This window comes from Curtobacterium oceanosedimentum (assembly GCF_040545555.1).
Taxonomy (GTDB): Bacteria; Actinomycetota; Actinomycetes; order Actinomycetales; family Microbacteriaceae; genus Curtobacterium.
In genome coordinates this window covers 252,205-276,092 of the sequence record NZ_JBEPMD010000004.1, presented here as the reverse complement: position 1 = coordinate 276,092, position 23,888 = coordinate 252,205, and the positions used below count along the sequence as shown (strand labels likewise).

Sequence of the window (23,888 nt, the reverse complement as noted above, 5' to 3'; positions counted from 1 at the left end):
CGGCGGGGAGGCGCGCGGCCGTGTCCGCGACGGCGCACGGGCAGTGGACGGGACCGCCTGGAGGCCCGGTGCCGATTCGGCGTACCGGCACCGGGCCTCCAGACCGTCGCGCCACTACCCGCCCGTTCCTTCCCATCACAGTGAGGATGGCAAGCGGGAACGAGCGTACCTGGTCGGACCGCAGCACCAGGTACGCCCGGAACAACCAGGTACGCCCGGAACGGCCAGGCTGCCCCGGGCACGCGAGAGCGGGGCCCGCGCCGCCCCGGCACGGACCCCGCTCCTGGCGGTGACGACTACCGCCCTGTGGCCAGCACGTCGTTCGCCCCCGCCGCCACGCTCACGGGTGCACCCGTGACCGGCGTGGGCCGCCCCAGGGAACGGACGGACCACCCCGCCTCGACCCAGTCGGCGACCGGGAGGCAGTTGCGCGCGTCGATGACGACGCGACGTCCGACGAGCAATCCGAGCGCCACGGGTGACGCCTGCACGACCTCGTCCCACTCGGTCAGGACGAGCACGACGTCGGCACCCTCGACGGCGTCCTCCTTCGTGGCGGCGTAGGACAGCGTCGGGAAGGACCGCCGGGCGGTCTCGTTCGCCTCCGGGTCCCACAGCGTGACCTGCGCACCCCGGAGATGCAGCGCGGCCGCCACGTTGAGCGCCGGGGAGTCGCGGACGTCATCGGTGAGCGGCTTGAACGCGGCGCCGACCACGGCCACGCGGCGGTTCAGCACCGAGCCCCCGAGCGCCTCGATCGTCATGTCGATCACCCGCTCGCGCTGCCCCATGTTGATCTCGTCGACCTGCTGCATGAGCCCGACGACCCGACCGGCGCCGATCTCGTTCGCGCGGTGCATGAGCGCGCGGATGTCCTTCGGCAGGCAGCCGCCTCCGAAGCCGAGCCCGGCGTTCAGGAACTTCCTGCCGATGCGGACGTCGTGCCCGAGCGCGTCGGCGAGCGTCGTGACGTCGGCTCCGGTGATCGCGCACATCTCGGAGATTGCGTTGATGAACGAGATCTTCGTCGCGAGGAACGCGTTCGCGCTGACCTTCACGAGCTCGGCGGTCGCGAGGTCGGTCGAGATGACCGGCGTGCCCTCGGCGATCGGTGCGGCGTAGACCTCACGGATCACGGCGTCCGCCGCGGCCGAGGCGCCGCCCCAGACCAGGCGGTCCGGGTGGAGGGTGTCGTCGACGGCCTTGCCCTCGCGGAGGAACTCCGGGTTCCAGACGAGTTCGGCCTGGATGGCGGCGGGGCTGAACTCGCGGACGATGCCGCGCAGCCGCTCGGCGGTCCCCACGGGCACGGTGGACTTGCCGACGATGAGCCCGGGGTGGGTGAGGTGCTCGGCGACCCCGCGGGTCGCGGCCTCGACGTAGGTCAGGTTCGCAGCGTGCGACCCGGCCTTCTGCGGCGTGCCGACGCACACGAAGTGGACGTCCGCCGCGGCGACGGCCTCGGCGAGGTCGGCCGTGAAGCGGAGCTTCCCGGTGGCGACGTGCTTCGTGATGAGTTCGGGCAGGCCGGGCTCGTAGAACGGCACCTCGCCGGCGGACAGGGCGGCGAGCTTCGCGGGGTCGACGTCCACGCCGATGGTCTCGAAGCCCATCTCGGCCATGGCGGCCGCGTGGGTGGCGCCGAGGTACCCGGTGCCGATGACGCTGATGACGGGAGCCGGCCGCACGTCGGCGGCATCGGTCTTCTTCTGAGCGGTCACTGCTTGACCTCCTGCAGGTCGTAGTCGGTGTCGGTGCGGGCGATGCCCTCGGCGAAGGTCGCCAGGCTGTCGGCGCGGGAGTCGAGGCGCCAGTCATTGGTGGTGCGGGTGCCGTCCACGATGGTGGTGGCCACCTGGCTGAAGTACGCGAAGCCGATGACGTCGCGGTTGGCGGGATCGGCGAGGGCGTCGAAGAGCGAGGCGATCCACTGCGACTTCTGGCTGTCCGAGACGGTGCCCCCGGTCTCGGTCGCGCCGATCTCGTTCAGCAAGATGTGCTTGCCGGGAGCGACCTGACGGATCTGCGCGAGGGTGGCGCCGAAGGTGTTCTGGAACGTGGGCTGCTCGGTGGCCGTGCGGTAGTAGCCGCTCATGCCGACCCAGTCGACGTAGTCCGCGCCCGGGTAGTACTGCCGCATGTAGTCGAGCGTCTGGTACGTCGCGTTGCCGAGCTTGTCGATGCGCGACGGCGACCAGTTCCAGATGACGTAGTCGTTCGCCCCGTTGGCCTGGAAGACGTCGTGCACGTGCTTCCACATCGCGACGTACGAGCCCGGCGCGTTCTGCTGCTTCGACCCCTCGGACCAGTTGTACCACTGGCCGTTCATCTCGTGGTCGAGGCGGATGACGACGGGCATGCCGTTCGCCTTCAGCGCCGACGCGTAGGACGCGAGGTAGTCGTCGAACTTCCCGGAGACGATGTCCTGGTTCGTGTAGCCCTCGACGTACGGCTGGTCGTTGCCGGTCTTCGCGGGAACGGTCTCCCACGTCATCATCGGCAGGCGGCCGTTCGCCCACGACCGCTGGACGGCGCTCGCGTTGAAGTCCTGGTCGAAGCCCTGGAAGTACCCCACCATGTTCGTGGCACGGCCGACCTCCTGCGTGACGCGGTCGTACTCTGCCCAGTTGAACGGGGACTGCGTCGTGTAGAGCCCGTACCAGCGGGACTGCTGGCCGAGGATCTGTGCCTTGGTCGGGGTCGTGATCGGCTCGGACGCGACCGGGTCCTTCGAGGTGCCGGCGTTCCCACCGGTCCCGCCGGACGCGCCGGAGCCGGAGCTCCCGCCGGCACCACCGGCGGGGTTCCCCGCGGCGCCCCCGCCCGAGCCCTTCCCGGCGGAGGAGGAGCCGGCAGCGCCCCCGCCCGAGCCCGACCCGGCTGCCGACGCCTTCCCGCCGCTCGTCGCCGCACCGAGGTCGGACTGCAGCGAGGCGATCTGCGCCTTGAGGCGGGTGATCTCCTCGGCCCGGGAACCGGCCTGGGCTCCCGACGAGTCGAGCTTGCCCTCGAGCTGCCAGATGGTCCGCTGCGCGGCGTCGAGCTTCGCACTGAGCTCGGCGGCGGTGGGCTGCTTCGCCTTCGGCGGGGTGACGCCGAGGGCGGTCTGCACGGCACTCGACACGGGGCCGGCCGGCGAGACCCAGACGGTCCACGTGATCAGGCCGAGCACCAGGACGATCGCGGCCGTGCCGACGGCGGTACGGCGAGCGTGCTTGCTGGACTGTGCCCACCACGTGCTGGTGGAACGGATGAGGTCAGACAATGAGGAACGCCTCCAGTGCGAAGACCGCGAACCCGATCAGGTACGGGATCGCCGCGTAGGGATTGACACGACGGGCCTTGGTGACCGCCGGACGAGCGGGCGCCGACGCCGCCACGGCCGCCGACCGTCGCGTGGCGAGCACCGTCGCGGTCGAGTTCGTCGTGACGTCGGCCCCGAAGAGCTCGTCGAACGCGCGGTCGGCCGCGGCCTGGTCGTCGCCGCCGACGCGCGAGCGGGCGGCGTCCGCCTCCACACGCGAGCGGACGACGTCGGTGCGGTCCACCGGCGGCAGCCCGGCGTCGACCGGACTGACCGGCGGTGCCCCGAGTGCGTTCGGCTGGACGGCGTCCGCCGGGTCCTCCTCCATCGGCCCGCCGGCGTAGGCTCCGGCGCGGGTCCCCCAGCCGGACGCGTGCGCCAATCGGAAGAAGCCGATGAGGCGGATCGGCATGAGGAAGAACGTCGACACGATGATGAACATCGGCAGGCGGAAGAAGTCGCTCGGCTTCTCGGCCAGGTGCCGCATCTGTCGGATCGCCATGCTCAGCACGCTCGACACGACCATGAGTCCGGCGACGTAGACGAACCCCGTCGAGAAGCCGTACTGCTGCAGGATGCCCTGGTACAGGTTCTCGCCCTGCCCGGTCACGGCGCGGTAGATCCAGCCGGCGATCACACCGAAGAGCATGAACGGCAGGATGATGTCGGTCAGGAAGAAGACCGCCAGGATCGGCGCGTGCCCGAGCATCCACGGCAGCATCCGCAGCGTGTTGTACTGCGAGCCGCGCGCCCAGCGGAGCTGCTGCTTGAACAGCTTCTTCACCTGCAGCGGAGCGTCCGTGTAGACCAGCGACGTGTACTGGTACACGGTCCGGTAGCCCTCCTTGAGGGTCAGGTTCGTCAGGGTCCGGTCGTCGGACACCTCGAGGAACACCCCCATGAACTTCTCGTGCATGAACCGGTCCATGACCCGGACGAGGATGTTCCGGCGGAACGCGATCGTCCGGCCCGGCAGGCACCCGATCTGGCCGAGCACGCTCTGCGCCGGCATCGAGTAGAGCGCCCGCGAGTTCTCGAGCCAGTCGGCCCAGCGGGTGATCCACGAGCGGGTCGGCTCGAGGATGCGCTGGCGGGTGGTGACCCCGCCGACGGACTCGTCGGCGAAGGGCTTGAGCAGCTCGTCGAGGGTGCCGGGCGTCCACACCGTGTCGGAGTCGACGAGCACGGTGATGTCACCGGTGGACATCTCGGTGCCGACCTTGACGGCGTTGCGCTTGCCCGGGATGGGCGTGTGGGTCCAGCGGACGAGCGGGGTGAACTCGTCGCACACCTGCTCCAGCGCCTCGTTCCTCGCGCCGTTGATCACGACGATGATCTCGCCGGGACCCTGTTCGACCATGCGGCCGATCACGTCGCGGAAGAGGTCGATCGGCTCGTCGACGACGGGGACGACCACGCTGGTGGTGCCGGTGTAGGTGCCGGTGAAGGGGCGGTAGCGGGCGGACAGGACGACCTTGAGCAGCCAGAGCAACCAGATCACCGCGGAGTACACGGCGAACAGGTAGAACTCGGGGTGCCCGTCGACCATCTGCCGGATCTGCAGAATGAAGGTGAACATCGATCCCTGCTTCAACGTTCGAGGTGGGGATTCCGCTTCATCGAGGAACCGTGGGCGGTTCGGGTGAGCCCATTGAGACAGAAGCTGGGTGTCGCCGCAACGCGACCCCTGTCCGGGGGTGTTTCCAGCACGTGACGGGGTACAACTCGGTCCCCCTCACGCGGTGACGCCGTTGTCCGCACTGCTGCTGACAGCAGGAAGGTGGACCGGTCCACCGTCCTGCAGCACGCAACACCGAGCGTCGACCGGCCGGGAGGCGCGAAGCGGTTCTCAGGGGAACCCCAGATCAGACGCCCCTTACCCCTGTTCAGGGGTCACCTGGTCATCTCGGCTCGCCACGACCTCGTCGACTGTCGATCACGGTCCGGTCACGACCCGGCGGATCGATCGTCGCGGGGTACAGCACACCTGCCCCCGGGGGACACCGCGCGACGCGGAGATTTCATCATCGACGACACGTCACGTTCCGCGGCCGACGTCGTCTCGGGCGTGTCGTGGGGCGCTCAGGCGCCGTAGAACTCCCGCTCGAACACCTGGCGAGCGCGTCGGGTGACCCCGAGGTAGTCGTCCTCGAGCCGCGACGCCGAGCCCGGCGGGTACTCCATCAGCCGCGCGATCCCCTCGAGCTGCACGCGGTCGACGGGCAGCACGTCGGTGGTCTTCCCCGACCAGAGCACGAGCGCACTCCGGGTGCGGGAGGCGAAGCGCCAGGCGGCACCGAGGCGTTCGGCGTCCTCCGGTGCGACGAGCCCGGCGGCGGTGGCGGCGTCGAGGGCCTCGAGCGTCGACGTCGTCCGCAGCCCCGGCACGGTCGTCGCGTGCTGCAGTTGCAGCAGCTGGACGAACCACTCCACGTCGCTGAGCGACCCGCGGCCGAGCTTGAGGTGCCGCGCCGGGTCCGCCCCGCGCGGCAGCCGCTCGGACTCGACCCGAGCCTTGATGCGCCGGACCTCGCGGACCGCCTGCTCGTCGATGCGCTCGGGGTACCGCGTGCCGTCGGCGAGGTGCTCGAAGTCGCGGAGCAGGGCGTCGTCGCCGACGGCGCCGCGGGCCCGGAGGAGCGCCTGCGCCTCCCACGTCAGCGACCACCGGGCGTAGTAGGCGCCGTACGACTCGAGCGTGCGGACGACGGGTCCGTTCTTGCCCTCCGGCCGCAGGTCGGTGTCGAGCTCGAACGGGTGGATCGCGTCGTCGGTCAGCCGCGACAGCTCGCGCACGATCGTCTGCGCGGCGCGCGAGGCCTGCTCCGGCGCGAGGTCCCCGGACGCCCGGTACACGTAGAGGAGGTCGGCGTCGGACCCGAAGCCGAGCTCCCGACCGCCGAACCGTCCCATCGCGACGATGCCGAACGCGAGCCCGGGCGGGGCGTCCCGTCGGGCGAGGGCGAGCGCACCGGCGAGGGTCGCCTCGGTGACGTCGGACAGCGCCGGGCCGAGCGCGTCGACGTCCAGGTGACCGAGGACGGCCGCCATGCCGAGCCGCAGGGTCTCACGTCGTCGGGCGGACCGCACGAGGGCGGCGGCGCCGTCGACGTCGGCGCCGTGGCGCGCGGTCGTCGCGGAGTGCTCGGCGAGGAGCGACGCGAGGGGCCTCGGTCGGAGCAGCGCGTCCGGCTCGTCGAGCCAGGCGACCGCCTCGGGGAACCGTTCGAGCAGACCGGCGAGGAACGCCGACTCGGACAACACGGTCGTCAGGGAGTGCGCGGCGCCCGACGAGTCGCGGAGCATGCGGAGGAACCAGCTCGACTCCCCCAGGGTGTCGCTGAGGCGACGGAAGGCCAGGAGCGCCCGGTCCGGAGCCGGCCCCTCCGCCATCCACCGCAGGAGCACCGGCAGCAGGTTCCGCTGGATGGCCGCACGTCGGCTCGTGCCCTGGGTCAGCGCACGGATGTGGCCGAGGGCGCCGGCCGGGTCCGCGAAGCCGATCGCCCCGAGCCGGTCCGCCGCCTGGTCGTTCGTCAGCACGATGTCGCCGTCGGTCGCCGCGACCGCGGAGAGCAGCGGACGGTAGAACAGCCGCTCGTGCAGCCCGCGGACCTCGAGCTTCACGCCACGCCACCGCTGCTCCAGCGCAGCGGCCGAGGTCGCGAGACCGGTCGACCGGGCGAGCACCCGCAGCTCGTCCTCGTCCGCGGGCATCAGGTGCGTGCGCTGCAGCCGCCGGAGCTGGATGCGGTGCTCGAGCAGGCGCAGCAGGGCGTAGTCGGGCCCGAAGCGTGCCGCCTCGGGACGGCCGACGTACCCGGCGGCGGCCAGGGCGTCCATCGCCTCGAGGGTGGAGCGGACCCGCACGGACTCGTCGTCGCGGCCGTGCACGAGCTGCAGCAGCTGCACGGTGAACTCGACGTCGCGCAGGCCGCCGGGTCCGAGCTTGATCTGCCGGTCGACCTCGTCGTCGGGGATGTGGTCGGTGACCCGCTCCCGCATCCGTTGGACCGACTCGACGAACCCGGGCCGACCGGCGGAACTCCACACGAAGGGGGCGACCGCGGCCGCGTACCGCTCCCCCAGGTCTCGGCTGCCGGCGATCGGCCGCGCCTTGAGCAGCGCCTGGAACTCCCACCCCTTCGCCCAGCGCTCGTAGTAGGCCACGTGCGAGTCGAGCGTCCGGACGAGCGCGCCGTCCTTGCCCTCCGGCCGGAGGTTCGCGTCGACCTCCCACAGCGCGGGCTCGGCCGCGAGGTCGGTGATCGCGTGCGTCGCCGCGATGGCCAGGCGCGTCGCGATGAGGACGGCCCGGTCGGTGCCGACGCCGGTGTCCGCATCGTCGTCGCGGGTCGGCTCGGTGACGAAGATGACGTCGACGTCGCTGACGTAGTTGAGCTCGCGGGCGCCGGCCTTCCCCATGCCGATCACGGCGAGCGGGGTGGCCTCGACGTCGGCGGCGGGGAACGGGACCTCGCGTCGGGCGACGGCGACCGCCGCCTCGAGCGCCGCGCCCGCCAGGTCGGCGAGCCCCGCGGCGACGGCCGGGAACACCTCGGTCGGGGCGGGGTGCAGCACGTCGAACAGGGCGATCTGCGCCAGGTGCCGCCGGTAGCGCACGCGGAGCCGGAGCCGGGCGTCCTCACCGGTCGTGTCGGCCACCGCCTCGGCAAGCGACGCCGTGTACGCCTCCTGCGACCACGGCGCGGCGACCGGTTCGAGCAGCAGGGCGATCTCCGTCGGCCGGCGGTGCAGGAACTCGCCGAGGCCCGTCGACGCACCGAGCAGTCGGACGAGCCGCTCCGTGGCAGCCGTGTCCGCCAGGACCGGCCGGAGCTCGTCCGGCGCACGCTCGAGCAGCCGCTCGAGCAGCCGGAGCGCGCCGTCGGGATCGGCCGTGGACTCCCACAGCGCCGGGGCGTCGGTGACCGGCACCCGCACGTCGGGGCCGAACCGCGCCTCCAGGCCGGCGATCCGTTCCAGGCTCTCGGACAGCTCCGCGAAGCCCAGGCGGGCCATCTCGGAACGGGACGTCCTCGTCCGACCGGTCATGCGTGGCGCTCCCGGCGGCTGCTAGAGCGCGCCGAGGTTGGTGCGGAGCTCGAACGGCGTCACCTGGTCGCGGTAGGCCTTCCACTCCTGCCGCTTGTTGAGCAGCACGAAGTTGAAGACCTGCTCGCCCAGGGTCTCGGCGACGAGCTCCGAGTCCTCCATCAGACCGAGCGCGTGGTCGAGGCTGGCCGGGAGCTGCTTGTAGCCGAGGGCCTTGCGCTCGGCGTCGGACAGGCTCCAGACGTTGTCCTCGGCCTCCGGCGGGAGCTCGTAGCCCTCGTCGATGCCCTTGAGGCCCGCCGCGAGGAGCAGCGAGTACGCCAGGTACGGGTTCGCGGCGGAGTCGATGCCGCGGTACTCGACGCGGGCGGACTGGCCCTTGTTCGGCTTGTACAGCGGCACGCGGACGAGCGCCGAACGGTTGTTGTGGCCCCAGGTCACGAAGGACGGGGCCTCGTCACCGCCCCACAGGCGCTTGTACGAGTTGACGAACTGGTTCGTCACCGCGGTGATCTCCGGCGCGTGCTGCAGCACACCCGCGATGAAGTGCTTGGCCGTCTGGGACAGCTGGTACTCGCCACCGGCCTCGTAGAAGGCGTTCTGGTCGCCTTCGAAGAGCGAGACGTGCGTGTGCATGCCGGAGCCCGGCTGACCCGACAGGGGCTTCGGCATGAAGGTCGCGTAGACGCCCTGCTCGATCGCGACCTCCTTCACCACCGTGCGGAAGGTCATGATGTTGTCCGCCATCGTCAGCGCGTCGGCGTAGCGGAGGTCGATCTCGTTCTGCCCCGGCCCGGCCTCGTGGTGGGAGAACTCCACCGAGATGCCGAGGTCCTCGAGCATCCGCACCGAGCGGCGGCGGAAGTCGTGGGCGCTGCCGCCGGGGACGTTGTCGAAGTAGCCGGCCTGGTCGACGGGCTGCGGGCCGCCGTCCGCCCAGTCGCGGCTCTTCAGCAGGTAGAACTCGATCTCGGGGTGCGTGTAGAAGGTGAACCCACGGTCGCTCGCCTTCGCCAGCGTCCGCTTCAGCACGTTGCGCGGATCGGCCACCGCGGGCTGACCGTCGGGCGTCGTGATGTCGCAGAACATCCGCGCGGTCGGGTCGACCTCGCCCCGCCACGGCAGGATCTGGAACGTCGAGGGGTCCGGGTGCGCCAGGACGTCGGCCTCGTAGGACCGCGTCAGGCCCTCGATCGCGGAACCGTCGAACCCGATGCCCTCCGCGAAGGCGCCCTCGACCTCGGCCGGGGCGATCGCGACGGACTTCAGCGTGCCGATGACGTCGGTGAACCAGAGTCGGATGAACTTGATGCCCCGCTCCTCGATGGTGCGGAGCACGAAGTCCGTCTGCTTGTCCATGGACGCCCTTTCCGTGGTGCTGCTGGGGCCTCCAGCCTATTGGTCCTCGTCGTCCCAGCGCTCGTTGTTCGCCTTGATGCGGTCCAGGGCGTGTTGCGCTTCCTCACGCGTGTCGAACGGGCCGATCCGGTCGCGCTGCGGCGACTGCGGGCCCTGCTCCACCTCGTGCGTCTTCTCGTTGAACCACCACTGGGACTCGATGCGTTCGTCGCTCATGGCGCCACCGTACCCACGGGGGTGCGGCGGTGCCCGGGTGCGGCCCGCGGCAGGTGCGCAGCCGAGTCTCGGGCTGCGCGACAGTTCTCGCGGGTCAGGGCGCGCGATCGGTCGCTCAGCTCGAGACTCGCGGAGTCGCGGAGCGGGGACCGGTCGGGCGGTGGCGGTGCCGGCGACGGCCTGGAGGCGCGGTGCCGGTCCGGCGGGTCGACACCGCGCCTCCAGGCCGTCGCGGCTGGCGCGGGGCGCTGCGCGGGCGCGTCCGAGGGCGGGTTCGAGGCGGGGGCGTCGCCGGGGCACCGGGCGGCGTCTCGTCACCGACGGGGCGTCTCGCGCCGACGCCGGCGTCCCGCGCACGTGCCGCTCGGGCTCCCGCGCGCACGCTGGCGTCTCGACGAGTGATGCCCGAGCCGTGCCGCGCGGACACCCGGGGGGCCGGCGGGACGACCGCGCGCCGCACCCGGTTAGAGTGGTCGGCATGCCCCGGGACGCACACGGACACCTGACCGCCGGCCGGATCTCCCCCCAGCGCCCCGTGCCGAAGGACATCGAGCGTCCTGAGTACGTCGGGCGTGCGGAGCCGCACGAGCACGGCCTCGGCGACACCTACACCCCGGACGAGGTCGAGCGCATCCGGACGGCCGGACGCATCGCCTCGCAGGCCATCGACGCCGTCGGCGAGGCCATCCGCCCCGGGATCACCACGGACGAGCTCGACCGGATCGGGCACGAGTTCGTCGTGTCGCACGGCGCCTACCCCTCGACGCTCGGCTACCGCGGGTACCCGAAGTCGCTCTGCTCGAGCCTCAACGAGGTCATCTGCCACGGGATCCCGGACGACACCGTGCTGCAGGAGGGTGACCTGGTCAACATCGACATCACCGCCTACAAGGACGGCATGCACGGCGACACGAACCGCACGTTCGTCGTCGGGCAGGCCTCGCAGGAGGTCCAGGACCTGGTGGACCGGACCCGCACCGCGCTCGAGCGCGGGATCAAGGCCGTGGCGCCCGGGCGCCAGGTCAACGTCATCGGGCGGGCGATCGAGGCCTACGCGAAGCGTTTCGGCTACGGCGTCGTCCGTGACTACACGGGCCACGGCGTCGGCCGGGCGTTCCACTCCGGGCTGATCATCCCCCACTACGACGCGCCCCGCTTCGACGACGTCATGGAGCCGGGGATGGTGTTCACCATCGAGCCCATGCTCACGCTCGGCGGCATCGAGGCCGACATCTGGTCGGACGACTGGACCGTCAGCACGCGCGACAAGTCCTGGACCGCACAGTTCGAACACACCCTCGTCGTCACCGAGCGCGGCGCGGAACTCCTCACCGTCTCCTGACGGTCACTCTCGAAAGGCACCGCTTCTCATGACCTCCCTCGCAGTCGGCGTCGACATCGGCGGTACGGGCATCAAGGGCGCGATCGTCGACGTCGCCACCGGCGAGCTGACGACCGACCGGATCAAGAAGGCCACTCCCGAGGGCGGCAAGCCGCACGACATCGTCGCGGTGGCGAAGTCGATCCTCGACGAGCTCGCCCCGGCTGCGGACGTGCCCGTCGGGGTCTGCTTCCCGGCGATCGTCCGCGACGGCAAGACCATGTCGGCCGCGAACGTGTCGAAGAAGTGGATCGGCTTCGAGGCCGAGGCGCTGTTCGAGAAGGAACTCGGTCGCTCCATCCACTTCGTCAACGACGCCGACGCCGCCGGGTTCGCCGAGCAGCAGTTCGGTGCGGCGAAGGGCAAGGACGGGCTCGTCGTGGTCACGACCCTGGGTACCGGCATCGGCACGGCGCTGATCAACGACGGTGTGCTCATCGTCAACTCGGAGCTCGGCCACCTGGAGATCGACGGGCACGACGCCGAGACGAAGGCCTCGTTCGCGGCGAAGGAGCGGGACGAGCTGTCCTGGAAGCACTGGGCGAAGCGCCTGCAGAAGTACTACTCGACGCTCGAGGCACTGCTCTCCCCCGAGCTCTTCGTCGTCGGCGGCGGCGTGTCGAAGCACCACGAGGAGTTCCTGCCGCTGCTCGACCTGCAGGCGGACATCATCCCCGCGACCCTCCGCAACAACGCCGGCATCATCGGCGCGGCGACCCTGGCGTCCCGGAGCAAGTAGCGGCCGCGAGCGGGCAGGACATGCCGCGCGTGGTCCGTCGACCGGGTGCGATCGGTCAGGTAGCGGCATCGAGCGTGACAGTTCTGGCCCGCTCGGCGGCCGAGGGAGCCTGGGAGTCCGGGAGCCTGGCCGCCGGCACGCCGGGCGGGACACCGGGTCGGCGGCGGCAGCGGTAGACTCGGCACTGCGAATGGGTCGGTGAGACGGTCGCGTCGCTCCCCCGGGAGCGCCGAGGAACGTCCGGGCTCCACAGAGCAGGGCGGTGGGTAACACCCACCCGGAGCAATCCGCGAGACAGTGCCACAGAAAGCAGACCGCCGGCGGCGACGTCGGTAAGGGTGAAACGGTGGTGTAAGAGACCACCAGGGGTCCGGGTGACCGGATCCGCTCGGTAAACCTCGCCCGGAGCAAGGTCAGACAGAGGACGACGAGGCTGCTCGCTGAGTCCTCGGGTGGACCGCTGGAGGCCGGCGGCAACGTCGGTCCGAGAGAGATGGCCGTCACCGCGAGAGCGGGACAGAACCCGGCGTACGGCCGGCCCGTTCGCACCCACGCACCACGTGCGCGCCCCGCGACCCGACGACGGACGGGAGGCGCGTGGCGGTGCCGCCACGAGCCTCCCGTCCGTCGGGTCCGGCGCGTCTACAGGCCGGACTCGGCCGTGCGCACCAGGATCGCGTCGCTGTCGGGGCACAGCACGACGTCGTCGGGCGCGGCCCGACGGATGTCCTGCAGGTCCGAGTTCGTGAGCGTCACGCCGGAGGCGGTGGACACCCCGCCCTGCAGCAGGGACGCACCGAAGCCGTAGCGTGCACGCTGGCGGTCGTAGAGCGCCAGCAGGTCCGCGGGCACCTTCGCCGCGACGGCCGCACGGCTCTGCACGGCGGACTCGCGGTCGGCCTCGACGCGGGCGATCTCGGTGTCGCGCTCGGCGACCAGGGTGGCACGGTCGGCCTCGACCTGGGCGAGCTTCCCCTCGATGTCCCCGACGCGGGCGCGGTGCACGTCGAGCTGCTCCATGACCTCGAGCTCGGCGGTCTCGAGGTCCCCGATGCGACGACGGAGGGACGCCATCTCGCTCTCGAGCCCGGCGGCGTCCTTCGCGCTCGCCACGTTCTGCAGCATCGTGGTGTCCCGTTCGATGCGGGCCTGCGCCGTGGCGGTGTCGGACTCCAGTCGGGCGAGCTCCCGCTCGGCGTCCTCGACCAGGCCGGTCGCGGCGGCGAGCTCGGCGCGCAGCGAGGCGGCGGTCGTGCCGAGTTCGGTGAGCCGGTCGCCCTTCTGCAGGGCGGTGATGCGGTGCGACAGACGGGTCACGTCGTTGTCGAGGCGCTGGAGGTCGAGGAGGACGACCTGGTCCTCGGGTGCTGCCTTCACGGTCGGTCTCCTTCGTGGGCGGGTGCGGGGGTGGGGGTGCCGGCCACCGGCTCGGCGGCTGCGGTCGGTTCGGCGGGTGCGGCCGACTCGGCGGCTGCGGTCGGGACGGGCTCGGCCGCGGGCAGGACGGCGAAGTCCCAGGGGTCGGTGCGCAGGTCGCTGACGGTCACCCGGACCCCGGCGAGCCGTCGGAGCTGCTCGGCTGCGACGTCGAGCCAGAGCCACTCGGTCGCCCAGTGGGAGGTGTCGACCAGCGCGGGACCGTCGGTGAGCAGGGCCTGCTCACGGAACTCCGACGCCGGGTGGTGGCGCAGGTCGCTCGTGACGTAGACGTCGGCAGCACGGACGGCGGGCTCGCCGAGCAGGCTGTCGCCGGCTCCGGCGCACAGGGCGACGGTCCGGACGGCCCGGTCGAAGTCGCCCGAGACACGGACACCGGTCGCGGAGGGCGGGAGCAGGTCGACGAGTTGCCGGGCGAGCGCGCCGAGGGTGGTGCCGTCGGGCAGGACCCCGACGCGCCCGATGCCGGTCGAGGGGTCGGCACCGGGCTCGATCGGACGCTGGTCGACGAGCCCGAGCCGGTCCGCGAGCACGGCGGAGGTGCCGGTCGTCACGACGTCGGCGTTGGTGTGCGCCGCGAGCAGGGCCGTCCCGCCCCGCACGAGCGTCGCCAGGACACGACCCTTGGCGGTCGTCTCGTCGATCGTGGTGACCCCGCGCAGCAGGAGCGGGTGGTGCGTGAGGAGCAGGTCGGCACCGAGGGCGACGGCCTCGTCCGCGGTCGCGGGCACGGCGTCGACGGCGAGGTGCACGTGCTCGACCTGCTGGTCCGGGTGCCCGGAGACGAGCCCGACGGCGTCCCAGGACTCGGCGCCGGCGGCGGGCCACAGGTCCTCGATGACGGCCTGGAGTTCGCGGAGCGTCGGCATCCCGTCAGTCTACCGAGACGCGGGCGCGACGAGGTCGCTCCAGCAGGGCCGAGGTGCTCAGCGGCGGCCGAACAGGGAGCGCAGGCGGGCGACGAGTCGCGTCCACCAGCCGCTGTCCGCACCGGCCGTCGTCGGCGCGGAGCCGTGGTGGTCGTCCTGGTCCGCCTCGCTCGCGCTCGCGGGCAGCGACACCGCGTCCGGCAGCACGACGGGGGTGCTCGCCGTGACGCCCTCGTGCGCGGTCAGCGCCGCCGCGAACGCCGCCCGGTCGATGACGGTGGGGCCGGTCGCCGGCTGGACCAACGGGGTGGGCCGGGTCGAGGCCGACAGCGGCGATCCGACCGGGAGGCCCAGGGCCGGGCGGACGGGCGCCTCCCGTCCCGGGGTGGTCACCGCGGCGCCGGTGGCGTCGGTGGTGACGGTGCTCGTGCTCGCGGCCGGGGTCGCGCCCGGGCGGTCGGCGCTCGGCGGCGTCGTGGCACGCTGCACCGGACGGTTCGGCGTCGTCACGTCGGCGCGGGGCGCCGCGGCACGAGGGGCCACGGCTCCGCGCAGGGGTGTCGGGACCGGCTTCGTGGCAGCGCGTCGGAGAGCGGCTCGGTCACGGCGTGCTGCCTCGTCAGCGGCATCGGCGAGCAGGTCCGCGAACACCGAGCGGGCGAAGGCGCGGGCAGCCTCGACCTCGGCGTCGTCGAGGTGGGCGACGGTGGCCTCCCACGCGGCGAGGCGTGCGAGGTCCTCGTCGCGGCGGGCGACCTCGTCCTCGAGCAGCACGATGCGCTCGATCGTGCTGCGGCCGCTCGTGGCGGAGACCTCGACCGCCAGGTCCTCGATGCGCAACGCGATGCGGGCGGGCGGCTCGGGGAACGACGGGGCGCAGACGGCGACGTGCCGTGCACGGTCGCGGCGGCGGAAGGCGGTGGTGTCGGCGGGTTCCGCGACTGCCGGCCGCGCGGTGTCGGCGAGCTCGGTGTGGGCGACCTCGGCGTCGGCGAGCTCGGTGTCGGCGGCGGGCTGCTCCGGGACGGCGTCCGTCGTCACCGGGCGCTGCACGGGACCCGTGACCGGCGGCACCACGAGGTCCGCCAGGTACGGCGCGCGGGTGGCCGGGACGTCTCGGAGCCACTCCTCGAGCTCGCGACCGAACGGGTCGACGAGGGGGGTGCGTGCACCGGGCTGGGTCTCCATGTGACGCAGGATAGATATCACACGGGCCGGGAGCGGGGAGATCCGCGGTGTGTCGCGCATCCCGAGCCCTCGGACGTCGCGTTCCGGGCCGGAGGTGAGCGGCGTGTCACGGCCTCGGGAGCGACTCCGCGAAGCCGTCGAGCATGCGCCGTCCCTCGGGCCAGGCGCCGACGCCGCTGGCCACGTTCACGTGCTGCCGGTCCCCCACGCGGAGCACCCGGGACCCGAGCACGCCGGCGAACTCCACGGCGCGGTCGGCGGAGCAGTACGGGTCGTCGTCGCTGACCACGAGCACGGTCGGTACCGCGACGGCGCGCTGCGGGGCGTGGAAGCGGGCGGCCTCGGCGGGGAACACCGGGGCGTCCGGGTCCGGGGGCGCCACGAGGAACGCGCCGATGACCCGCCCGGCACCGTGCCCTGCGGCGTGCTCCGCCAGCCACCGGGCGACCGCCAGGACGCCGAGGCTGTGTGCGACGAGCAACGGCGGCCGCGCGCAGGCGTCGACGGCCACGGAGATCGCGCGGTCCCAGTCGTCGGGCTCGGGCTCCGACCACGACGACGGTGCGATGCGCACGGCGGCCTCGCCCCGCTCGTCCTGCCAGCGGGACTGCCAGTGCTCGGCGTCCGATCCCCAGATGCCCGGGACGACGACCCACGGGTGCCGGTCCGCCGGGCGCAGCTGCTCCTCCATCCCGGGAAGCGTAGCGGGGCGGCCGGCGACCACGGGCGTCAGGCGTGCAGGGTGTCGCGCGGGTACTCGCCGAAGCGCTTCGCGTACGCGGCCGAGAAGCGACCGAGGTGCGCGAAGCCCCACCGGACGGCGACGGCTGCGACGGTGAGCTCGGCGGGGGCACCCCGACGGAGTTCCTCCCGCACTCGGTCCATCCGGATGCCGCGGAGCATCGCGTTCGGCGCGGTCCCGACCTGGCGCTGGAACGCCTGCTGCAGTCCACGCACGCTGAGCCCGACGTGCTCGGCGACGTCGGTCGTGGTGATCGGGGTGTGCGCGTAGGCGTGCATGTACTCGATCGCCTCGCGGACGCGGCTCGTCGCGCCCTGCGGCACCGTGACCTCGGGTGCGAGCTGCTCGTGCGGGAAGGTCCGGAGCATCGCCAGGGCGGTCTCGCGAGCGGTCTCGGCCATGACGAGCGGCGACGGCGCCGTCGCGCCGAGGACGACCTGCGCTGCCCGCCGTACCTGGGCGTTCCAGAGCCGCAGGTCGTCGGTCCCGGGCCGGGCGGTGTGGTCGAAGACGATCGCGCCCGCGCTGCCGCCGTGTTCCTCAGCGGCGATGCCCTCGAGGAACCGCCGGTCGAAGTGCACGAGGTTCTGGCGGACGTCCTCGACCTCGAACACGAACGGTCGTCCGGCGGGGAACACCAGCGCGTGCCCCGGTGCGAAGGACGCTTCGTCCCGCCCGACGTCGACCGTGCCGCCGCCGTCGGTCGTCCACATGACGGCGTAGTCGTCGCCGGACGACGCTTCCCCCGTCGCCTGCGCGTCGAAGTGCGTCGACCGGAAGGACATCGAGGCGTCTCCGACCGCCTTGAAGCGGTAGCCGAAGGTCCGCGACGTGTGGCGGGCCGCGAAATGCGCGCCGTCGTACGCGTCGGAGAACAGCTGGAGCGCCGCACCCAGGTCGGTGCCCGCGGCCTCGTAGCGCATCCGCGTGTCTGCGCGCGTCTCGGTCGTCACCTGGCCGAGCGTGTCACGACGACCGCCGATCGGCACGCGCGTCGGCGGCGCGTGCGCGGACCGGCTCCCGCCGTGCGGGAACCGGATGATGGGCGGTCCGGCGCGCGGACCGGACGATCGGGCGTCAGTGCCGCCCGCGGCGGACGGTCCAGCGGTTGCGGTCGTCGACCCGCTCGTAGCGCAGGTCGTCGACGACCATCTGCACGAGCGCGAGCCCACGGCCGCCCTCGGCCAGCGCGTCGGGCAGGGACGCCGCCGACGGGTCGACGAGCACGGGCACGCCGTCGTCCGACAGCGACACCGTGACGTCGTCGGGGCCGACGTCCATCCGGAGCGAACAGGACACGCGACCACCGCCCGCGCCGTGCTCGATGACGTTCGAGGCGAGCTCGACGAGGGCGAGCTCGAGCGCCATCCGGTCCTCCTGGGACAGGTCGGGCTCGTGGTCCCACACCGAGGACAGGAAGGTGTGCACCGCCGTCACGTCGTCGGGCGGGCAGGCGAGGTCGAGGACGTGCTCGCCCTTGGTCACCGTCATCCCCAGTTCGTCACCGCGGCGTCCCCGTCCGGGTACGTCCGCAGGATCTTGTCGATGTTGGAGAGCTTGAGCACCATCTGCACCTGCTCCGAGGGGGCTGCGAGCCGGAGGTCTCCCCCGGCCTGCCGAGCGGTCTTGAGGCAGCCGACCAGGGCGCCCAGTCCGGACGAGTCCATGAACTCGACGCCGGAGAGCTCGACGACCAGACGCGCGCGTCCGCCCTCGACGACCTTCGCGACGGTCTCGCGGAAGGCACCCGCGCTCACCATGTTCAGTCGTCCGCTGCACTCGAGCACGGCGGTGTCGTCTGTTGCCTCGTGTACGACGATGTCCATGCAGGGGCCTCCTCGGTTCGGTGCGGGTGCACCCAGCAACCTACCGGGTGCGAGCCGTCAAGCGGTACGGCCTCGCCGCGTCGCGAGGACCTGGACGACGACGGCTGCCGCCATGAGCGTCGCCATCACCGCCCCCATGGCGGTCGCGGTCCCGCCGAGCACACCGGCGAGCGGGGTGCCCAGCCCACCGAGGCCGAACGTCAGACCGCCCTGCAGCGCGGCGGCGGTCCCGGGGTGCGCAGCGCCGACGTGCTGCGTCCGGGTCATCGCCGCGGGGAGCACGAACCCCCAGGCGCCCGTGACCACCGCGAGCGCGCACCACACCGGCACGGGCCCCAGCCCGGCGAGGGCGGCGACCAGCACGACCGCACTGCCGAGCGTCCCCGTGGCGAGACCGGCGGTCAGCAGGGTGTCCTCGGAGAACCGCCCGACGACGCGCCGGAACACGAGCGTCGTGACGACCATCATCGAGGCGTTCGTGGCGAACACGAGCGTGTACAGCGCTTCCGAGAAGCCGTACTGCTGCTGGAACACGAACGAGCTCGTCGCGATGTAGGCGAAGAACCCGATCGTGGACAGCACCCCCGTCAGCACGTACGCCCGGAACCGCCCGATCGCGAGCAGGTCGCGGATGCGTCGCCCGTTCGCCCGGAACCCGGTGCCGCCCCGCGCTGCCGGCGGCAGGGTCTCCCCGAAGCGCAGGACGACCGCGACCGTGAAGGCCGCGCCGAGCACCGCGAGGACGACGAACATCAGGCGCCACGAGCCGACCGTGAGCACGGCACCGCCCGCCAGCGGTGCGACGACGGGGCCGATCGCGTTGATCGCGGCGAGGGTGCCGAACACCTTCGCGGTCCGCGGTCCGGTCGTCGTGTCGGAGACCATCGCGCGCCCGGCCACCGCTCCGGCCGCTCCGGCGAGCCCCTGCAGCACCCGGGCGACGACGAGGATGCCGGCGTCGGGCGCGAGCGCGCACCCGATCGAGGCCAGCGCGAAACCGGCGGTCCCGACGAGCAGCAGCGGCCGACGTCCGATCCCGTCGCTCACCGGTCCGGCGAGGAGCTGCCCGACGGCGAACGCGACGAGGAACGCCGTGAGGGACAACTGCACGACGCCCGGCGTCGTCCCGAGCTCGCGCGCGATCGTCGGCAGCGCCGGGATGTACATGTCCGTCGCGAAGGGCGACACCCCGACGATGAGCGCCAGCGGGACGATCGGCGGCAGGGCTCCGCTCGTCGAGGTCGTCGGTCCGGTCCCCGCGCGCTCCGTCGTCACCGACGCCACGCTACGCCCGTGCGGATCGACCCGACGACGGACGGGATGCGCGGTACCGTCCGGCACCGCGCCTCCCCTTCGTCTCGTGGTCGCGTCCGCGACCAGCGGGCTCAGCCCGTGTTCTGCAGGCCGGCCGCCACGCCGTTGACGGTGAGCAGGAGCAGGCGGTGGTCGCCGTCCGTCGGGTCGGTGCTGCCGGAGGTCCGGATCGCCCGCAGGGCACGGAGCTGCAGGTGCGACAGTGCGTCGACGTACGGGCTGCGCAGACGCACGGCACGGGCGAGCACCGGGCGGTCCTCGAGCACGTCGCTGCCGCCGGACACCCGCAGCACCCACTCGCGGGTGCGCAGCATCTCGTCGAGCACCTTCGCGGCGAGGTCGTCGCGGTCGGCGAGCTCGAGGTAGCGGCGGGCGATCTGCTCGTCGGTCTTCGCGAGCGACATCTCGACGTTCTTGATCATCGCGCCGAACAGCGGCCACTCGGCGTACGCGGCGCGCAGGGCGTCGACGTCGCCGACGGCCTCGAGCGCGGAACCCAGGCCGTACCAGCCGGCCAGGTTGATGCGCGCCTGCGTCCACGAGAACACCCACGGGATGGCACGGAGGTCCTCGAGCGACTCGACGCTCAGGCCGCGTCGGGCCGGGCGGGAGCCGAGCGGCAGGAGGCCGATCTCCTCCATCGGGGTCACGCGGGCGAACCACGGCGCGAAGCCGTCGGCCTTCACCAGGTCGTAGAAGGCGCGGCGCGAGACGTCGTCGAGCTGCTGCGCGAGGTCGGCGAAGCGGGTCGCCGCGACGGCCGTGCGCTCCTCGTTCGACGGGGACGACGCGAACAGCGTCGCCGAGGCCATCTGCTCGAGGTGTCGTGCCGCGATGTCCTGGTCGCCGTACTGGGCGAAGATGACCTCGCCCTGCTCGGTGAGCTTGAGCCGGCCGTCGATCGACCCCGGCGGCTGCGCGAGGACGGCCTCGTTCGCCGGACCGCCGCCACGGCCGAGCGACCCGCCGCGGCCGTGGAACAGCGTCAGCTCGACGTCGTGCTCGCGCGCCCAGTCGGCGATCCGCGCCTGGGCGTCGTACAGCGCCAGGTTCGCCGACACCGGGCCGACGTCCTTCGAGGAGTCGGAGTAGCCGAGCATGACCTCGAGCCGCCGCCCGGTCGCCGCGAGCCGCCGCTGGAACGGCTCGGTGCGGACGGCCTCGTCGAGGATGTCGACGCTCGCGTGCAGGTCGGCGAAGGTCTCGAACAGCGGGATGACGTCGAGCACGGGGGCCGCGTCACCGCAGGCGGCCCGGGCGAGTTCGTGCACGTTCGCCAGGTCGGCGGCCGACTGCGTGAAGGAGACGATGTAACGGTGCGCCGCCCGGACGCCGTAGCGCTGCTGGAGGTCGGCGACGGTGCGGAACACCGAGAGGACCTCCTCGGTCGTCTCGGACAGCTCGCCACCGGCGCGGATCTCGGCCAGCGCGGTGCGGTGCACCTGGGAGTGCTGGCGCACCTCGAGCTCGGCGAGGTGGAACCCGAACGTCTCGACCTGCCACACGAGGTTCTGCAGGTCGCCGTTCGCCGTCCGGACCGCACCGGCGGCGACGAGCGACGCCTGGATCACCCGGAGGTCGGCGAGGAGCTCCTCGGGACTGCCGTACGCCAGGCCGTCCTGGCCGCGGCGGGTGGCGCGGAGGCGGGCGGCGACGAAGAGCAGTGCGCGGCGGTGGGTCTCGTTCGGGGCGCGGACGCCGATGCGCTCGGCGATGCCCGGGTCGAGCTGCTCCTGTGCGGCGACGAGTGCCTGCAGGCCGGCGTCCGCGGGGGTCTCGGCGGCGTCGAGCGTCAGTGCCGAGCCGATGCGGGTCGCAGCGCGGGCGAGGCCGAGCAGGATGTGCTCGGCGGCGATGTCGGCGGCCTGCTTCGTGACGGCGGCGGTGACGTGCGGGTTGCCGTCCCGGTCGCCGCCGATCCACGTGCCGAAGCGCACGAAGGCCGGGGCGGTCACCGGCACCCGACCGGCGTCGTCCCCGAGCAGCCGGTCGTCGAGCAGGCGGTAGACCTGCGGCACGATCTCGAACAGGGTCTGGTCGAACACGCTCATCGCCGTGCGGACCTCGTCGAGCGGGGTCGGGCGGGTCGTGCGGAGCGGCGAGGTGCGCAGGAGGGTCGTGATCTCCTCGAGCAGCCGACGCTCGTTCTCGGCGCGCGCGGTGGCGTTGCGGGAGCGGTCGCGCTCGTCGATCAGGTCCGTGATGCGGCGCACCGCCGTGGTCACCGCGCGACGGCGGGCCTCGGTCGGGTGTGCGGTGAGCACCGGGTGGAAGCGCAGGTCGGCCAGCCGCGCGGCGGCCTCGTCCTCGCCGACCTGCTCGACGAGTGAGGCGTAGGTGGCGGGGAACGAGTCGCCCGGGAGTCCGCCGTCGTCACCGCGGGCGCGGAGGACGCGCACGCGGTGGTGCTCCTCGGCCAGGTTCGTCAGGTGGAAGTAGGTCGTGAAGGCCTGGGCGACGGCTTCGGCCCGCTCGGCGGACATGCCGGCGACGATCGCCTCGGCCCGTGCGGCACCATCGGCGTCGGAGCCCTCGTACGCCTCGATGACCGCGGCGCGCAGGCTCTCGACGTCGCGCAGCAGCTCGTCGCCACCGGTCTCCCGCAGCACCCGCCCGAGCAGGTTGCCGAGGTACCGGACGTCCGCGCGCAGGTCGCTGTCGACCGCGCCGCTGACGTCGTCCCGTGCGCGCCCGTGGCGCGTCGATCCGTCGATCGCCGTCATGGGTTCCTCTCACGTTGCGCCGGGACCGTGTCCCGGGTCTCCAGCACTGTACCGGCGCGCGCGGGCACGTGACGACGACCGTCCGGACGGACCGCGGGCGACGCGGTCGGGTGGGGAGCAGCAGCCGGTCAGGCGGGGAGCAGCGACGCGGCGCGGTCGTCCTCGGCCGTCGGGCGACGCACCGACGCCACGAGCGCCCGGTCCAGGCTCGCCGCCAGCTCGACCTCGGCGAGCACGGCATCGCGTTCGGCGTCGGACCAGGGTGCCGCGTCGAGCTGCGCCCGGTAGGTGTCCTCGAACGCCGCGGGATCGGCCACCTGGTCGAAGATCGTGAAGAGCACGCCGTTCGTGTCGAAGCCGAACCGGTCCTCGAGCAGCCGCGCCAGGGTGGGGCCGCCGGTCAGGTCGCCGAGGTAGCGGGTGTAGTGGTGCGCGACGAACGCCCCGGGCGAGGTCGCCGCGACGGCGCACAGGCGACGGACGTACGCGGTGGTCGCCGCGGTCGGGCAGCAGAGCTCGGACCAGTCGGGTCCGACCAGGTACTCGAGGTCGGCGCGGATCGCCGGCATCCGGGTGAGCTGCGTCGTGACGAACGGTGCGGCGACGGGGTGGTCGGCCATCCGCTCGGCCGCGCGCTCGAGGGCGTCGTACACGACCGCGTACTGGCCGAGCAGGTCGGCGTAGTCGGCGACGTCGCACTCCCCCGCGAGCAGGTCGTGCGCACCCCCGGTCCACACGGCCGGGCCCGCAGCGGTGCGGGAGCGCCGGCGCAGGAGCTCGGAGAACGGCGTCACGGTCGGACTCATGAGGTGAGGCTAACCTCAGTAGCTGGCAAGGTCGAGCACCGGAAGAGGAATCCCAGGATGAGTCCCACGCGCACCCAGCACGTCTTCGTCGTCGAGCGGACGGAGCGCCTGACCCCGCACATGGTCCGGGTCCACCTGGGCGGCCCGGCCTTCCGGGACTTCGTCGACGGCGCCGACCCGGACCGACTCGGCGCCACCGACCAGTACGTCAAGCTCCTGCTCGCACCGCCGTCGAGCGGCCTGACACCGCCCTACGACCTCGAGGCGCTGCGCGAGTCCCTGCCGAAGCACGAGCGGCCCGCGCGCCGGACGTACACGGTCCGCTCCGTCGACCACGTCGCCGGGACCATCGCGATCGACTTCGTGGTGCACGGCGACGAGGGCCTCGCCGGGCCCTGGGCCGCCGCCGCCGAGCCCGGTGACCTCCTCGCCCTGTCCGGTCCCGGTGGCGGGTACGCACCGGCACCGGACCCGTCCGTCACCCACGTCCTGCTCGGCGACGACAGCGCGCTGCCCGCGATCGGTGCGGCCCTCGCCGCGATGCCCGCCGACGCGCGCGGCGTCGCGCTCGTCGAGGTCGGCGGCGCAGCCGACGAGCAGCCGCTCGCGCACGCGGTCGGCGTCGACCTGCGGTGGCTGCACCGGGACGCCGCCGGCGCCGAGCCGGGCACGCTGCTGGTGGCCGCCGCTCGGGAGCTGCCCCGTGCCTCCCGGCCGGTGCAGGTCTTCGCGCACGGCGAGCGGACCGCGGTGAAGGCCCTGCGGCGGCTGCTGCAGGACGACTGGGGGCTCGAGAAGGCGGAGCTGTCCCTGTCCGCGTACTGGGCCCTCGGCCGGGCCGAGGACCGGTTCCAGGAGGAGAAGCGCGAGCCCGTGGGCGTCATCTTCGCGGACTGACCCGGACGCCGCCGGGCCGCGGGCAGCGGGCA

19 protein-coding genes and 1 other RNA gene are annotated in these 23,888 nt (G+C 72.8%); 4 read left to right on the top strand and 16 right to left on the bottom strand.

Annotated elements, in window-relative coordinates; translation table 11 throughout:
• Positions 1–296: 296 nt before the first annotated feature.
• From ABIC52_RS06460 to ABIC52_RS06435, 6 genes are all read right to left on the bottom strand, one after another.
• Positions 297–1,721 (bottom strand): UDP-glucose dehydrogenase family protein, encoded by a 1,425-nt coding sequence (locus tag ABIC52_RS06460; protein WP_354026899.1) that lies wholly within the window; start codon positions 1,719–1,721, stop codon positions 297–299.
• Positions 1,718–3,265, bottom strand: coding sequence for a glycoside hydrolase family 26 protein (locus ABIC52_RS06455; protein WP_354026898.1), 1,548 nt, complete (start codon positions 3,263–3,265; stop codon positions 1,718–1,720). Before ABIC52_RS06455 ends, ABIC52_RS06460 begins: the two co-directional genes overlap by 4 nt.
• Entirely contained in the window at positions 3,258–4,883 is a 1,626-nt protein-coding gene (locus tag ABIC52_RS06450) for a glycosyltransferase family 2 protein (protein ID WP_354026897.1), read from the bottom strand. The genes ABIC52_RS06455 and ABIC52_RS06450 overlap by 8 nt, the downstream gene beginning before the upstream one ends.
• Before the next feature lie 503 nt (positions 4,884–5,386).
• Complete coding sequence (locus ABIC52_RS06445) at positions 5,387–8,359, bottom strand: bifunctional [glutamine synthetase] adenylyltransferase/[glutamine synthetase]-adenylyl-L-tyrosine phosphorylase (protein WP_126892083.1); 2,973 nt, start codon at positions 8,357–8,359, stop codon at positions 5,387–5,389.
• 21 nt (positions 8,360–8,380) lie between these two features.
• On the bottom strand, positions 8,381–9,718 hold the full coding sequence (gene glnA / locus ABIC52_RS06440; protein WP_126892084.1) for a type I glutamate--ammonia ligase: 1,338 nt from the start codon (positions 9,716–9,718) through the stop codon (positions 8,381–8,383).
• A 36-nt stretch (positions 9,719–9,754) separates the two neighbouring features.
• Entirely contained in the window at positions 9,755–9,934 is a 180-nt protein-coding gene (locus ABIC52_RS06435) for an SPOR domain-containing protein (RefSeq protein ID WP_058729959.1), read from the bottom strand.
• 478 nt (positions 9,935–10,412) lie between these two features.
• Here ABIC52_RS06435 and map point away from each other — a divergent pair, with 478 nt between their 5' ends.
• The 3 genes from map to rnpB all read left to right on the top strand — a co-directional run bounded on the left by map (position 10,413) and on the right by rnpB (position 12,600).
• Positions 10,413–11,276: a type I methionyl aminopeptidase gene (gene map, locus ABIC52_RS06430; RefSeq protein WP_126892659.1), complete on the top strand. Its 864-nt coding sequence runs from the start codon at positions 10,413–10,415 to the stop codon at positions 11,274–11,276.
• A 28-nt stretch (positions 11,277–11,304) separates the two neighbouring features.
• Positions 11,305–12,054 (top strand): polyphosphate--glucose phosphotransferase, encoded by a 750-nt coding sequence (gene ppgK, locus ABIC52_RS06425; RefSeq protein ID WP_058729958.1) that lies wholly within the window; start codon positions 11,305–11,307, stop codon positions 12,052–12,054.
• Between the two features lie 191 nt (positions 12,055–12,245).
• An RNA gene (rnpB, locus tag ABIC52_RS06420) (RNase P RNA component class A) lies at positions 12,246–12,600 on the top strand.
• Positions 12,601–12,696: 96 nt separating this feature from the next.
• Here rnpB and ABIC52_RS06415 read toward each other — a convergent pair.
• The 10 genes from ABIC52_RS06415 to ABIC52_RS06370 form a co-directional block, all read right to left on the bottom strand.
• Positions 12,697–13,431, bottom strand: coding sequence for a zinc ribbon domain-containing protein (locus ABIC52_RS06415; RefSeq protein WP_126892658.1), 735 nt, complete (start codon positions 13,429–13,431; stop codon positions 12,697–12,699).
• The gene (locus ABIC52_RS06410; protein ID WP_354026896.1) at positions 13,428–14,360 is read right to left on the bottom strand and encodes a Nif3-like dinuclear metal center hexameric protein; all 933 of its coding nucleotides are present in this window, start codon (positions 14,358–14,360) and stop codon (positions 13,428–13,430) included. The genes ABIC52_RS06415 and ABIC52_RS06410 overlap by 4 nt, the downstream gene beginning before the upstream one ends.
• A 57-nt stretch (positions 14,361–14,417) precedes the next feature.
• Positions 14,418–15,548, bottom strand: a complete 1,131-nt coding sequence (locus ABIC52_RS06405; protein WP_354026895.1) for a hypothetical protein — start codon at positions 15,546–15,548, stop codon at positions 14,418–14,420.
• Between the two features lie 106 nt (positions 15,549–15,654).
• Positions 15,655–16,239, bottom strand: a complete 585-nt coding sequence (locus ABIC52_RS06400) for an RBBP9/YdeN family alpha/beta hydrolase (RefSeq protein ID WP_354026894.1) — start codon at positions 16,237–16,239, stop codon at positions 15,655–15,657.
• A 38-nt stretch (positions 16,240–16,277) separates the two neighbouring features.
• Positions 16,278–17,243 carry a helix-turn-helix transcriptional regulator gene (locus ABIC52_RS06395; protein WP_354026893.1) on the bottom strand — a complete coding sequence of 322 codons (966 nt, stop codon included), beginning with the start codon at positions 17,241–17,243 and terminating at the stop codon, positions 16,278–16,280.
• 124 nt (positions 17,244–17,367) lie between these two features.
• Positions 17,368–17,781 (bottom strand): ATP-binding protein, encoded by a 414-nt coding sequence (locus ABIC52_RS06390; protein WP_250367572.1) that lies wholly within the window; start codon positions 17,779–17,781, stop codon positions 17,368–17,370.
• The gene (locus ABIC52_RS06385) at positions 17,778–18,116 is read right to left on the bottom strand and encodes an STAS domain-containing protein (protein WP_126892432.1); all 339 of its coding nucleotides are present in this window, start codon (positions 18,114–18,116) and stop codon (positions 17,778–17,780) included. Before ABIC52_RS06385 ends, ABIC52_RS06390 begins: the two co-directional genes overlap by 4 nt.
• A 57-nt stretch (positions 18,117–18,173) precedes the next feature.
• Entirely contained in the window at positions 18,174–19,391 is a 1,218-nt protein-coding gene (locus tag ABIC52_RS06380) for a multidrug effflux MFS transporter (protein ID WP_354026892.1), read from the bottom strand.
• Positions 19,392–19,501: 110 nt separating this feature from the next.
• The gene (locus tag ABIC52_RS06375; protein ID WP_126892430.1) at positions 19,502–22,153 is read right to left on the bottom strand and encodes a phosphoenolpyruvate carboxylase; all 2,652 of its coding nucleotides are present in this window, start codon (positions 22,151–22,153) and stop codon (positions 19,502–19,504) included.
• A gap of 128 nt (positions 22,154–22,281) precedes the next feature.
• On the bottom strand, positions 22,282–22,959 hold the full coding sequence (locus tag ABIC52_RS06370) for a biliverdin-producing heme oxygenase (protein WP_126892429.1): 678 nt from the start codon (positions 22,957–22,959) through the stop codon (positions 22,282–22,284).
• A gap of 57 nt (positions 22,960–23,016) precedes the next feature.
• Here ABIC52_RS06370 and ABIC52_RS06365 point away from each other — a divergent pair, with 57 nt between their 5' ends.
• On the top strand, positions 23,017–23,856 hold the full coding sequence (locus ABIC52_RS06365) for a siderophore-interacting protein (RefSeq protein WP_354026891.1): 840 nt from the start codon (positions 23,017–23,019) through the stop codon (positions 23,854–23,856).
• The last annotated feature ends 32 nt before the right edge of the window (positions 23,857–23,888 follow it).

Excerpts from the sequence above, each read along its gene's own strand:
- ABIC52_RS06450 (WP_354026897.1), bottom strand. The coding sequence starts at position 4,883 with ATGTTCACCTTCATTCTGCAGATCCGGCAGATGGTCGACGGGCACCCC.
- ABIC52_RS06445 (WP_126892083.1), bottom strand. The coding sequence starts at position 8,359 with ATGACCGGTCGGACGAGGACGTCCCGTTCCGAGATGGCCCGCCTGGGC.
- glnA (WP_126892084.1), bottom strand. The coding sequence starts at position 9,718 with ATGGACAAGCAGACGGACTTCGTGCTCCGCACCATCGAGGAGCGGGGC.
- ABIC52_RS06435 (WP_058729959.1), bottom strand. The coding sequence starts at position 9,934 with ATGAGCGACGAACGCATCGAGTCCCAGTGGTGGTTCAACGAGAAGACG.
- map (WP_126892659.1), top strand. The coding sequence starts at position 10,413 with ATGCCCCGGGACGCACACGGACACCTGACCGCCGGCCGGATCTCCCCC.
- ppgK (WP_058729958.1), top strand. The coding sequence starts at position 11,305 with ATGACCTCCCTCGCAGTCGGCGTCGACATCGGCGGTACGGGCATCAAG.
- ABIC52_RS06410 (WP_354026896.1), bottom strand. The coding sequence starts at position 14,360 with ATGCCGACGCTCCGCGAACTCCAGGCCGTCATCGAGGACCTGTGGCCC.
- ABIC52_RS06405 (WP_354026895.1), bottom strand. The coding sequence starts at position 15,548 with ATGGAGACCCAGCCCGGTGCACGCACCCCCCTCGTCGACCCGTTCGGT.
- ABIC52_RS06400 (WP_354026894.1), bottom strand. The coding sequence starts at position 16,239 with ATGGAGGAGCAGCTGCGCCCGGCGGACCGGCACCCGTGGGTCGTCGTC.
- ABIC52_RS06390 (WP_250367572.1), bottom strand. The coding sequence starts at position 17,781 with ATGACGGTGACCAAGGGCGAGCACGTCCTCGACCTCGCCTGCCCGCCC.
- ABIC52_RS06385 (WP_126892432.1), bottom strand. The coding sequence starts at position 18,116 with ATGGACATCGTCGTACACGAGGCAACAGACGACACCGCCGTGCTCGAG.
- ABIC52_RS06375 (WP_126892430.1), bottom strand. The coding sequence starts at position 22,153 with ATGACGGCGATCGACGGATCGACGCGCCACGGGCGCGCACGGGACGAC.
- ABIC52_RS06370 (WP_126892429.1), bottom strand. The coding sequence starts at position 22,959 with ATGAGTCCGACCGTGACGCCGTTCTCCGAGCTCCTGCGCCGGCGCTCC.
- ABIC52_RS06365 (WP_354026891.1), top strand. The coding sequence starts at position 23,017 with ATGAGTCCCACGCGCACCCAGCACGTCTTCGTCGTCGAGCGGACGGAG.